Genomic DNA, 11,848 nt, shown 5'->3' on the forward strand with positions numbered 1-11,848 from the left:
ACCGGCTCGAGGCGGAGCGGGACGCGGTGCGCGAGCAGCTCGATGCCGCTTTCGCCGAAAGCACCGCCTCCGGCGACGACTCCGCGATCGCGGCGGCCAGAGCCGACGCCGCTGAGCTGGCGTTGCGCGCGGCAGGTGCGGTCGTCACCGCCGCGGGCAGTTCCGCGCTGCTGGCGGGCGCGCACGGCCAGCGGCTGGTGCGGGAGGCCACCTTCACGCTCGTCGCGGCGTCCCGACCGGCGATCAAGGACGGCATCCTGACGCGGCTGGCGGGCGATTCGGGGTGATCTCCACGCATCGCCGGGTTTCCTGACCGTTTCCCGCGGCGGTTCGTCCGGTGCGCGTCGCCGACAACCGCGACGGCCGCAGGTGTCCGACACCCGGCACGGCGGAATCGCCCGAGTCGTCCACTGTGGACGTACGGGCTACCGCCGGTGCTCGTCGGCGATGCTCGCCAGCACCTCGACCGCGTCCGACCAGGCCTGCTCGTCCAGCCCGGCATGGGTGGTGATCCGCAGCCGCGAGATCCCGTCCGGCACCGACGGCGGCCGGAAGCAGCCCACCCGGACTCCGCGAGCGCGCGCCGCTGCCTGCGCGGCGACCGCGACCTGCGGCGACGGCATCGGCACCGAGAGCACCGCGCCCGCCGACGACCGCACGCCGAGCCGCTCGGCCAGCTCGCCACTGCGCCGGTGGATCCATGACGGGAGGTCCGGCCGCTCCCGCAGCACGTGCAGCGCGGCCTGCGCACCCGCGGCGGGAGCCGGTGCCAGGCCGGTGTCGAAGATGAACGGGCGGGCGACGTTCGTGACGTGATCGATCAGCGCGACCGAGCCGAGCACCGCACCGCCCATCGCGCCGAGCGACTTGGACAACGTCGCGGTCACCACCACCCGCGGATTCCCGGCCAGGCCCTGCGCATGCACCAGCCCGCGACCGCCGGGCCCGGCGACACCGAGCCCGTGCGCCTCATCGACGACGAGCAGCGCGTCGTGCTCGGCGCAGACCGCGGCCAAGTCCGCGAGCGGCGCCGCGTCGCCGAGCACCGAGAAGACCGACTCGGTCAGCACGATCGCGCGCCGGTCACCGGCCTCGGCCACTGCGGCCCGGAACGCGGCGACGTCGTTGTGCGGGACCACCTCGATCGCCGCCCGGGACAGCCGCGCCGCGTCGATCAGCGAGGCGTGCACGTGCGCGTCGGAGACGATCAGCGTCTGCTTGTCCGCCAGCGCGGTCACCGCGGAGAGGTTGGCGTGGTATCCGGTCGAGAAGACCAGCGCAGCCTCGCGTCCGGTGAACTCGGCGAGTTCGCGCTCCAGCTCGGCGTGCAGCGTGGTCGTACCGGTGACCAGCCGGGAGGCGCCGGCGCCCGCACCCCACTCCAGTACCGCGTCCGCGGCCGCCCGGCATACCTCGGGATGGCGGCTCAAGCCGAGGTAGTCGTTGCCCGCGAGGTCGATGAAGTCTTCGTCGGACGCCCGCGGCCGCAACGTGCGCTGCAAACCGGCGTCCTCGCGCACGCTGCGCCGCTCGGCGAACCACTGCGGCCAGCCGTTCATCGGTCAGGCGTTGGGCACCACGGCGGTGCCCGCCCCGCGGCGGCGGATCGCCGGATCGACCGGAGCTGCGGACCGCTGGGCCAAGTCCTCCTCGGATCCGAGCACGACGAAACCGTTGTCCCGGATCATCTCTAGGTCCGCTTTCGCCTCCTGGCCCTCCGAGGTGAGGTAGTCCCCGAGGAAGATCGAGTTGGCGACGTGCAGCGCGATCGATTGCAGCGAGCGCAGGTGCATCTCGCGGCCGCCCGCGATCCGCACCTCCCGGTCCGGGCAGACGAACCGCGCCATCGCCAGGATCTTCACGCAGTGCGCGGGCGTGAGCTCCCAGGTGTTCTCGAACGGGGTGCCGTCGAACGGCATCAGGAAGTTGACCGGGATCGAGTCGGAATCCAGCTCCCGCAACGCGAACACCGCCTCGACCAGTTGCTCGTCGGTCTCCCCCAGCCCGGCGATCAGACCGGAGCACGGCGAGAGGCCCGCTGCCTTCGCCTTCTCAACGGTGTCCACGCGGTCGGCGTAGGTGTGCGTCTGCACGATGTTCGCGTGGTTGCTCTCCGCGGTGTTGATGTTGTGGTTGTAGGCGTCCACACCGGACTCCTTGAGGCGCTCGGCCTGCTCGTCCTTCAGGAAGCCGAGGCAGGCGCAGACCTCCACATCGGGGTGCTCGCCCTTGAGCGCGCCGACCATCTCGGTGACCTTGTCGATGTCCCGATTGGACGGTCCGCGGCCGGAGGCGACCAGGCACACCCGGCCCGCTCCGCCCTGCAACCCGGCCCCGGCCTGCTGCAACGCCTCGTCGGTGGACAGCCACGAGTACTTCAGGATCGGCGCGTCCGAGCCGAGCGCCTGCGAGCAGTAGTTGCAGTTCTCCGGGCACATCCCGGATTTCAGGTTGACCAGGTAGTTCACCTTCACCGTGTTGCCGAAGTGCGCGCGGCGCAGCCGGCCCGCTGCGGCCACCACGGACATCAGTTCGGCGTCGTCGGCACGCAGCACCGCGAGCGCATCTTCGGGCGTGGCGGGGGTTCCGCCGAGGACGCCATCGGCGAGCTGCTGGAAGGTGGCGCGCATCGCTTCTCCCGGTGTCGGAGGACAGCAACCTGAACAGCGTTCAGCTGAACGGTGTTCAGGGTAGGATGGCGGGATCGACCGGTCAACCGGGGAGGGTTCGGGTGCGCTACCACCGCAGCGACGTCGTGGACCGCGCGATCGCGGTGCTGGACGAATACGGCCTGGAATCGCTGACGATGCGCCGGCTCGCCACCGAGCTCGGCGTGCAACCGAGCGCGCTGTACCACCACGTGCCGAACAAGCAGACGCTGCTGACCGCGGTCGCCGACGAGATCGTGGCCCGGGGCAAGCGGCCGCGGCGGGCCGCGGAGTGGGACCGGCGCGTGGTCGAGCTCTGCGGCGAGCTGCGGGACGCGATGCTCGCCTACCGGGACGGCGCCGAAGTGGTGCTCACCGCGCACACCTTCGGGCTCGGCGCCGGCGAGCCCGCGGGCCAGCTGCGCGCGGCGCTGCGCGACGGTGGCCTTCCGCAGGACGTGGTCGACGTCGCCACTCGCGCCCTGCTGCACCTCGTGTTCGGGCACACCGCGGAGGAGCAGACCGCGCTGCAGGCCGCCAGCGCCGGGGCGATCGACCGGGAACCCGCCAGGGCGTCCGACTTCGAGCAGGGCCTCGAACTCGTGCTGGACGGCCTGCGCTCCCGGGTGAACGGTTAGCGGCGACGTGCACCCTCGTCGCCCCGGCGCAGCACCCACCGGGACGACGAGGGTTTCTTGAAGCGGCGCAGCCGCTTGCGCCCACCACCTGAGCAACCGGCACCGCCGCGGGTTCTCAGGCGTCGTCTCGCGAGGACAGCGCCGACGCCGCGTAGGGCGCTACGTCAGGAGGCGATCCCGCAGCGAGACGGCGCCTGAGGTTCCGCCACCCGCCCCGCTACGCAAACCCTTCAAATATTCCGAAAATCACGCGCCGATGGTGGCGGTGTCGATGTCGAAGCGGTAGCGGACGTCGCTGTTCTCGACCCGCTCGTAGGCGGTGTTGACCTGGTCGGCGGAGATCAGCTCGATCTCCGCGCCGATGCCGTGCTCGGCGCAGAAGTCCAGCATCTCCTGGGTCTCCGGCAGCCCGCCGATCATCGATCCGGCCAGCACCTTGTTGCCCGCCAGCAGCGAGAAGGCGTTGTAGGACAGCGGTTCGCCGGGCGCACCGACGTTGACCATCGCGCCGCCGACGCGCAGCAGCCCGAGGTAGGCGTCGACCGGGAGGTTCGCCGAGACCGTGTTCAGGATCAGGTCGAAGCGCCCGCGCAGGGTCTCGAAGGTCGACTCGTCGGCGGTGGCGAAGTAGTCCTGCGCGCCGAGCTTGAGCCCGTCCTCCTGCTTCTTGAGGCTCTGGCTGAGCACCGTCACCTCGGCGCCCATCGCCGCGGCCAGCTTCACCGCCACGTGCCCGAGCCCGCCGAGACCGATCACGGCGACCCGCTTGCCGGGCGCGGCTCCCCACTGGCGCAGCGGGGAGTAGGTGGTGATGCCTGCGCACAGCAGCGGAGCGGCGACGTCGAGCCCGATGCCGTCCGGGATCCGGCAGACGAAGGCGTCCTTGACCACGACCTGCTTGCTGTAGCCGCCGTAGGTGTTCTCGCCGTCGAAGCCGACGCCGTTGTAGGTCTGCACGTTGCCCTGGACGCAGAACTGCTCGGTGCCCTGCTGGCAGTACTCGCACTCGCCGCAGGAGTCGACCATGCAGCCCACGCCGACCCGGTCGCCGACCTGGTACTTCGTCACGTCCGAGCCGACCGCGGCGACCACGCCGGCGATCTCGTGGCCGGGCACCATCGGGAAGATGCCCTCGCCCCAGTCGCCCTTGGCCTGGTGGATGTCGCTGTGGCAGATGCCCGCGTAGGCGATGTCGATCAATACGTCGTCCGGACGCAGATCACGTCGCGCGATCGTCGTCGGCGCGAGGGGTGCCCCCGGCGTCGGCGCGGCGATAGCGTGCGTGGTCGTGCTCATGAACCCTCCAAGGAACAGCTCTGCGAAGGGCTCGCGTGAGAGCCCTCTTACATCAATACATAGCGGCACGGCCACTTATTCCGACCGGAGGACGTGATCCACGGCATGGGCGGCAAGTACCACCACGGCGACCTGCGGGCCGCGCTCGTGCGCAGTTCGCTGGAGCTGATCGCCGAACGGGGCGTGGCCGGTTTCTCGGTCGCCGAGGCGGCCCGGCGGGCCAACGTCAGCCCCGGCGCGCCGTACCGGCACTTCCCGGAACGCGAGAGCCTGCTGGCCGCCGTCGCCACCACGACCGCCCAGCTGCTCACCGAGCGCGTGCAGCACGCCGCCGAGCAGCACGAGGACGCCGCGGACGCGCTCGCCGCCGCGGCCGGGGCCTACACCGAGTACCTGATCGAACGCCGCGCCGGGATGCACCTGATCTACGCCGACGGCCTGCACGGTCCCCGATACGCCGAGCTGTACGAGCAGACCCGGCGGCTGACCGACCAGTTCCTGCTGCGCTGCCTGGAGGTTTCGGCCACGCCGCCGGACGCCCTGGAGCTGATGGAGCAGCTGTTCACCCAGGCGCACGGCTACGGCATGTTCTGGCTCGACGGCGTCTTCGCCAAGCACGGCTACTCCGCGGAACTGGTCGTGCGCAAATCCACCCGCGCAGCCCGCAGCGCGATCGACGGGCATCGGCTCGCGGGGGACCCGAGCCGTCTTTAGGTCGTCACTAAGGAGTTTTTCCAGAAAGGTCTGCGTGGCGGTGCCGGTAGCGGAACCTCAGCGCCTTCCTCGCTCCGGGATCGATTTCTGACGTAGCACCCTACGCGGCGAAATCGCTGTCCTCGCGAGGAAGCCGCTGAGAACCCGCCGCGGTGCCGGTTGCTTTCATGGCCACTGCTCAGCGGCTACGCCGCTGACAAGACAAGACCAAAGATCGTACTGAAACGAAGTGCCGCCGGTCAGTCCCGCTCGGCCGCGCTGATCGCCTCGGTGGACCCCTGGCGTTGGCGGTTGGCCACCAGCCGCGGGCCGGCCGACGCACCGCTGCGGTCCATCCGGCCCGCGATCAGCGCGAAGGCGAGCCCCACGAGCGTGAGCACCACGCCGATGATCGCGGGCGAGGTGTAACCGAACCCGGCGCTGATCCCGACGCCGCCGAGCCACGCCCCGCCCGCGTTGGCGAGGTTGAACGCCGAGTGGTTCGAGGCGGCGGCCATCGTCGGCGCGTTGCCCGCCTTCTGCATGATCAGCACTTGCAGCGGGGCGGTCACGCCGAACCCGGCCGCTCCCAGCACCACCGTCATCAGCACCGCCGACCACGCGGTGTGCACGGCGAAGCTGAACACCAGCAGCACGACCGCAAGCGTGGCCAGCGCACCGTAGATCGTCGGCCGCAGCGCCCGATCGCCCAGCGGCCCCACCACGAGCGAGCCCGCGGTCATGCCGACGCCGAACAGCGCCAGCACCACCGGCACCGCGGACTCGGGCAGCCCGGCGAGCCCGGTCATCATCGGCGAGATGTAGCTGTAGACCGCGAACACGCCCGCGAAGCCGAACACGCCGGTGACCAGGCCGAGCACCACCTGGCGCGTGCCGAGGGCGGACAGCTCGCGCTTGAGGCCGATCCCCTGCGGCATCGGCACGCTCGGCACGAACGCCAGCACTCCGAGCACGGCCAGCGCGCCGATCGCGGCCACCACCAGGAAAGCCGCCCGCCAGCCGAACAGCTGCCCCAGGAACGTGCCGCCGGGAACGCCGACGATGTTGGCGACGGTCAGCCCGAGCAGCACGCGCGCCACCGCCGTCGCCTGCTTCGCCGGTCCCACCAGGTGCGCGGCGACGAGGGTTCCCGCGCCGAGGAAGGCGCCGTGCGGGAGCCCCGCCAGCATCCGTGCGGCGAACACGGTCCCGTACCCGGGCGCGAACGCGGTGGCGAGGTTGCCGAGCGCGAAGATCCCCAGGAACAGCACCAGCGCGTTCTTGCGCGGCAACCGGGTGCTCAACGCCGTGAGCAGCGGTGCGCCGAGCACGACGCCGAGCGCGTAGGCGGAGACCAGGTTCCCCGCGTCGGCGACCGGGATGGACAGCCCTGCCGCCACTTGCGGCAGCAGCCCCATGATCACGAATTCGGTGGTGCCGATGGCGAACGCGCCCAGGGCGAGCGCGAGCAACGCCGGAGCCATAGAACATGACCTTTCACGACGGGATGAGATCGGGAAGCGGCGGCACGACACCGGGCCGACCACGCGGCACCCGCCCTGGCGCTCGGGCGATCGGGACCGACCGCGGAGCAGCTCTTTAGCACGTGCTAAATCCAGGGTTCCAGTCGATCCGCGCGGCCTTCAAGCCACGCCCCTGTGATGTGACTCGCGAGCACTCGCGGCAACGGCGACGAGTACCCTGCCGGTGACCGCGCGGCCGTCCGGAGCGACAAGTCAGCAGCGGCCGGTCGGACGGGTCGGCCAGGAGGAACGGGAATGCCAGGTCCGCAGGACCGGAACACCGCCCGTGGCAAGCGCCCCACCATGGCCGATGTCGCAGCCGAGGCGGGAGTCTCGCGCCAGACCGTCTCGCTGGTCCTCGGCGACAAGCCGGGGCCGAACCCCCGCACCAGGCAACACGTCCTGCGCGTCGCCGAAGACCTCGGTTTCCACGCGGACATCGCCGCCCAGCTGCTGCGCCGCGCACGCAGCCGCCAGCTCGGCGTGCTGTTCACGCTGGGGCATTCGCTGGACCCGCACGTCGTGGAAGCGCTCTACGCCGCGGCTTCCCGGCTCGACTACAGCATCGTGCTCAGCGCGATCCTGCCCAGCCGCAACGTGCGCCACACCGTCGACGAGCTGCTCGGACTGCGCTGCGAAGCGCTGATCCTCATCGGGCTGGCCGTGGAGGCGCCCGCGCACCTCGGCCGGATCGCCGAGCGCATTCCCGTGGTCGAGATCGGCCAGCACACCGGCGCCGCCGGGATCGACAGCGTGCGCACCGATGACACCGAAGGCGCTCGGCTGGCCGTCGGCCACCTCATCGGCCTCGGACACCGCAAGATCGCGCACGTCGACGGCGGAACGCTGCCGGGAGCCGCGCAACGCCGCGACGGCTACCGCGCGGTCATGCGCGAGCACGGGCTCGACGCGCACATCGAGGTCCTGCCCGGCGACTACACCGAGGAGTCCGGAGCCGACGCGGCACGGGAACTGCTCAGCAGGCGCGACCTGCCCACGGCGGTCCTGGCGGGCAACGACCTGTGCGCCGGCGGCTTGATCACCACGCTGCTGCGGGCCGGGGTCCACGTCCCCGGCGACATCTCCGTGGTCGGCTACGACGACAGCCACAGCGCCGGTCTGTCCTATGTGGACCTCACTACGGTGCACCAGGACACCGGCCGGATGGCGGAGTTCGCCATCCGCTCCTGCACCGAACGCCTCGACGAGCAACGCGCCACGAGCACCGACGTCGTGCTGACTCCCGAACTCACGGTGCGCGGCAGCACGAGCCCACCCCGCGCAACGGACTGATCCGGGCGCTCAGGAGTCAGCCGGGGACTCAGGGGCCGGTCGGGCGCTCACCGATCGACCGGGCGCGCTCAACCGAGCGCCAGCAGCTCGCCCGCGACCCTGGCGTCGGTGACCAGCCCGTGGATCAGCCCGGAGCGGATCGCGGCGAGCACCGCCTTGATCTTCGCACTGCCGCCGCCGACGGCGATCACCTCGGGAATCTCGCGCAGCCGGGCGGTCGACACGGCGATGCAGCGGTCCTCCAGCCCCTCGACGACCTCGCCGTCCGAGTTGAGCAGCGTCCCGCAGATCTCGGCCCGCACTCCCCGGCCGGAGAGCTTGCGCCGCTCCTCCACCCGCAGCGAATCGTGCAGCTGCGAGTCCGGCGGATCCCAGCTGCCGACGCCGACCACCGCGCGGGTCACCATCCCGTGCAGTTCGATCGCCCGGGAGATCCCGGCCTGCCCGCGCAGCCCGCGCGCCGTGGCCGCATCGGCGACCACCAGCGGCGCGTAGATCGGGTTCGCGTGCCCGCCGTTGACCGCGCACATCTGGCGGACCAGCTCCATGGTGTTCTCCGAGATCGTGCCCGCGACCCCGGTCAGCTGGACGATCGGGCAGGTCGCCAGCTTGCTCAGCGCACCGGGGATCGCGCTGAGCGTGCGGCCCCACGCGATGCCGAGGCAGTCGTCCTCGGTCACCACGTCGGTGAGCAGGTCGGCGGCGGCCTGGCCGAGCTGCTTGCGCCGGGTGGCAGGCTCGTCGGCAGTCGACACCGCCAGCGCGCGCTTGAGGCCGAAGTGCCTGCGCAGCCGGTTGGACAGGTCGGCGTCCACGCCGGAGGGCAGCTCGACGGTGATGCGCACGATGCCCTCCGAGTGCGCCGCCTCCAGCAGCCGCGCCACCTGGAACCGGGACAGCGACAGATCTTCCGCGATCTGCGACTTGGTCTGCTTGTTCAAGTAGTGCTGCGTTGCGACGAGCGCGGCGAGGATCTGGCGCTCCGGTCCCACGTGCTCCCCCGTCCTACCGAGTGACCGCTCATTTGAGCGACGCCTATTGACGTATGAGCGGTATTGAACGGAAGGTTACCGCACTTCGCCTGACGTTGGGCTGATCGAGTGAGGGAGATCGGTGCGTGGCTGCTGGCCGGGCCAGGCCGGGACACCCGGCCGACGAGCTGCCGGGCCGAGCAGCCTTCTCGCTGGTCACGTCCGGGGTGAGCCGCCCTCCACCGGACGGCAGCGGGACTCGGCACCGGCTGCCTCGGAACCCGGCGCCTGCGACGTCGTGCGAGCCTACGGTCCGCTGTTGTTGCAGCGCAGGCCGTTTTTCAACAGTTGACCAGCAATGGAGGCAAAGGTGCCGCAATCCATTCCCAGCCGGATGCAGGCGGTAGTCGTGCACGGCCCGGAGGACTACCGGCTCGAAGAGGTGGACGTGCCCACGCCCGATCACGGCGAGCTGCTGATCGAGGTGGAAGCGGTCGGCGTCTGCGCGAGCGATCTGAAGTGCTACCACGGCGCGGCGAAGTTCTGGGGCGACGACAACCGCGCCGCCTGGGCGCAGAAGGGCGTCATCCCCGGGCACGAGTTCGTCGGGGTCGTCGTGGCCGGTGACCGCAAGGGGCTGGACCACCACGGGGTGGCGCTCGGCGACCGGATCGCCTGCGAGCAGATCGTGCCCTGCGAGGAATGCCGCTACTGCCGCCGCGGCCAGTACTGGATGTGCGGGCCGCACGACATGTTCGGCTTCCGCAACTACAACGGCGCGATGGCGCAGTACACGCTCGTCCCGATCAACGCGCGCGCGCACAAGGTCTCGCACGAGCTCAAGCCGCACCACGCCGCGTACGCCGAGCCGCTGTCCTGCGCGCTGCACGCGGTGGAGCGGGCGAGTATCAGCTTCGGCGACGTGGTGGTCGTCGCGGGCTGCGGTCCCATCGGCCTGGGCCTGATCGCCGGGGCCCGGCAGAAGAACCCGATGACCCTGGTCGCGCTCGACCTCGACGACGACAAGCTCGAGCTGGGGCGCCAGTGCGGTGCCGACGTGACGTTCAACCCCGCCAAGGACGACGTGGTCGCCCGCGTGGCCGAGCTGACCGAGGGCTACGGGGCCGATGTCTACCTGGAGGGCACCGGCGCCACTCCCGCGGTCGGCCAGGGGCTGAACCTGCTGCGCAAGCTCGGGACGTACGTGGAGTACTCGGTGTTCGGCTCGGACGTGACGGTCGACTGGTCGATCATCTCCGACGACAAGGAGCTCAACGTCCTCGGCGCGCACCTCGGGCCGCACTGCTGGCCCGCCGCGATCAAGCTGCTGGAGCAGGGCAAGATCCCGGTCGAGCAGATCTGCACCCACCAGGTCGGGCTGGGCGAGTTCCAGCAGGCGCTGGACCTGGTCGCGGACACCTCGGGCGCGTCCGTGAAGGTCTCGATCCTGCCCAACAAGTGAATACGGGGACGAACACGATGAACACCGCAACCACCACCGGTCCGGCCCGCGAGACCTTCCTCGACCGGATCGGCATCCCGCACTCGCTGCGCTGGGGATTCCTCGCCGTGCTGATCTTCATGACCGGCAACGGCACCGAGACGAACTTCATCGAACCGCACATGGGCGAGGTGCTGGGCTCCGGCACCGCCACCGTCGGCACCATCATCTCGATGTACAGCTTGGCCGCGCTGATCGGCAGCTACTTGTCGGGAGCGCTCGCCGACCTGTGGGGACCGCGCCGGGTGATGCAGCTGGGCGCCGCCGTGTGGATCGTCTTCGAGCTGCTGTTCCTCGCCAGCCTCGCCATGGGCAGCCTGCCCCTGGTGTTCCTCACCTACTTCCTGCGCGGTTTCGGCTACCCGCTGTTCGCGTTCGCGTTCCTGGTCTGGGTCAACGTGGTCACGCCGGTGGAGCGCAACGGCAAGGCGGTCGGCTGGTTCTACGTCATGTTCACCGGCGGCCTGCCCACGCTGGGCTCGCTGTACGCGCTGGGCATGATCCCGGCCTTCGGCGGCGGGACCGCCGGTGAGACCGGTGCGATGGTGGCCTCCATCGCGCTGGTGGTGATCGGTTTCCTGCTCGGCCAGTTCGCGGTGCGCGAGCCGCACGGCGACAGCCGCATCGCACCGGCGGGCAACTCGACCGCCGCGGTGCTCACCGCCGGGCTGCAGCTGACCGTGCGCCGGCCGAAGATCCTGATGGGCTTCCTGGTGCGGTTGATCAACACCGCGCCGCAGTACGGCATGTTCATCATCCTGCCGACGGTGATCGCCGAGGAGCTGGGCTGGGGCCAGTCCCGCTGGCTGATCATGACGACGCTGGTCTACGCGTCCAACATCCTGGTCAACGCCGTGTTCGGGGCGATCGGCGACCGCTGGGGCTGGCGGCACACCGTGCAGTGGTTCGGCGTGTTCGGCTCCGCGGTCGGGCTGCTGGCCTGGTGGTACGTGGCGCACTGGGTGCCCGCCGGAACGTCGTGGGGCTTCTGGACCGCCACGGCCGCGGGCTGCCTGTTCGGCGCGCTGCTGGCCGGGTTCGTGCCGATGGGCGCGATCATGCCCGCGCTCGCCCCGGACTACAAGGGCGCCGCGATGGCCATGTACACCACCGCGGCCGGTGGTTCGGCGTTCCTCGGCTCGGCCGTGCCCGCCGTCGTGCTGGCCGTCGGCCTCGGCAACGTGAGCGTGGTCTGGGCGTTCGTGGTGCTCTACGCGGCCGCTTTCGTGATGGTCGGTTTCCTCAAGGTGCCGGAGGACGAGAACCGGCGGCGCACGACCGCCGC

The 11,848-nt window shown here is 70.8% G+C and carries 10 protein-coding genes and 1 pseudogene; 6 read left to right on the top strand and 5 right to left on the bottom strand.

The window, feature by feature from the left end; translation table 11 throughout:
• Positions 1–287 (top strand): annotated as a pseudogene (locus tag IJH84_RS06010) (acyl-CoA dehydrogenase); the annotation flags it as partial.
• Between the two features lie 138 nt (positions 288–425).
• Here IJH84_RS06010 and IJH84_RS06015 read toward each other — a convergent pair.
• Both IJH84_RS06015 and bioB read right to left on the bottom strand, forming a co-directional pair.
• Positions 426–1,559, bottom strand: coding sequence for an 8-amino-7-oxononanoate synthase (locus tag IJH84_RS06015; protein ID WP_295141302.1), 1,134 nt, complete (start codon positions 1,557–1,559; stop codon positions 426–428).
• A gap of 3 nt (positions 1,560–1,562) precedes the next feature.
• Positions 1,563–2,630 (bottom strand): biotin synthase BioB, encoded by a 1,068-nt coding sequence (gene bioB, locus IJH84_RS06020; protein WP_295141305.1) that lies wholly within the window; start codon positions 2,628–2,630, stop codon positions 1,563–1,565.
• Positions 2,631–2,731: 101 nt separating this feature from the next.
• On the opposite strand from bioB, the gene IJH84_RS06025 reads away from it, so the two are divergent.
• Complete coding sequence (locus tag IJH84_RS06025; RefSeq protein ID WP_295141308.1) at positions 2,732–3,286, top strand: TetR/AcrR family transcriptional regulator C-terminal domain-containing protein; 555 nt, start codon at positions 2,732–2,734, stop codon at positions 3,284–3,286.
• Between the two features lie 246 nt (positions 3,287–3,532).
• Here IJH84_RS06025 and IJH84_RS06030 read toward each other — a convergent pair whose 3' ends face one another.
• Entirely contained in the window at positions 3,533–4,582 is a 1,050-nt protein-coding gene (locus tag IJH84_RS06030) for an NAD(P)-dependent alcohol dehydrogenase (protein ID WP_295141311.1), read from the bottom strand.
• Positions 4,583–4,675: 93 nt separating this feature from the next.
• Here IJH84_RS06030 and IJH84_RS06035 point away from each other — a divergent pair, with 93 nt between their 5' ends.
• Entirely contained in the window at positions 4,676–5,296 is a 621-nt protein-coding gene (locus IJH84_RS06035) for a TetR/AcrR family transcriptional regulator (protein WP_295141313.1), read from the top strand.
• Positions 5,297–5,535: 239 nt separating this feature from the next.
• On the opposite strand, the gene IJH84_RS06040 is transcribed toward IJH84_RS06035, so the two are convergent.
• Positions 5,536–6,759: an MFS transporter gene (locus IJH84_RS06040; protein WP_295141318.1), complete on the bottom strand. Its 1,224-nt coding sequence runs from the start codon at positions 6,757–6,759 to the stop codon at positions 5,536–5,538.
• 294 nt (positions 6,760–7,053) lie between these two features.
• Here IJH84_RS06040 and IJH84_RS06045 point away from each other — a divergent pair, with 294 nt between their 5' ends.
• A complete protein-coding gene (locus IJH84_RS06045) occupies positions 7,054–8,091 on the top strand; it encodes a LacI family DNA-binding transcriptional regulator (RefSeq protein WP_295141320.1) in 1,038 nt (345 codons plus the stop codon).
• Between the two features lie 68 nt (positions 8,092–8,159).
• Here the strand turns inward: IJH84_RS06045 and IJH84_RS06050 are convergent, their stop codons facing one another.
• Positions 8,160–9,083 carry a sugar-binding transcriptional regulator gene (locus tag IJH84_RS06050; RefSeq protein WP_295141322.1) on the bottom strand — a complete coding sequence of 308 codons (924 nt, stop codon included), beginning with the start codon at positions 9,081–9,083 and terminating at the stop codon, positions 8,160–8,162.
• 349 nt (positions 9,084–9,432) lie between these two features.
• Here IJH84_RS06050 and IJH84_RS06055 point away from each other — a divergent pair, with 349 nt between their 5' ends.
• On the top strand, positions 9,433–10,524 hold the full coding sequence (locus IJH84_RS06055) for an alcohol dehydrogenase catalytic domain-containing protein (RefSeq protein WP_295141325.1): 1,092 nt from the start codon (positions 9,433–9,435) through the stop codon (positions 10,522–10,524).
• 17 nt (positions 10,525–10,541) lie between these two features.
• The coding region (locus IJH84_RS06060) for an RbtT/DalT/CsbX family MFS transporter (protein ID WP_295141328.1) at positions 10,542–11,848 on the top strand (1,307 nt) is incomplete at its 3' end.

The sequence above is a fragment of the Saccharopolyspora sp. genome, assembly GCF_017434145.1.
Classification (GTDB): Bacteria; Actinomycetota; Actinomycetes; order Mycobacteriales; family Pseudonocardiaceae; genus Saccharopolyspora_C; species Saccharopolyspora_C galaxeae.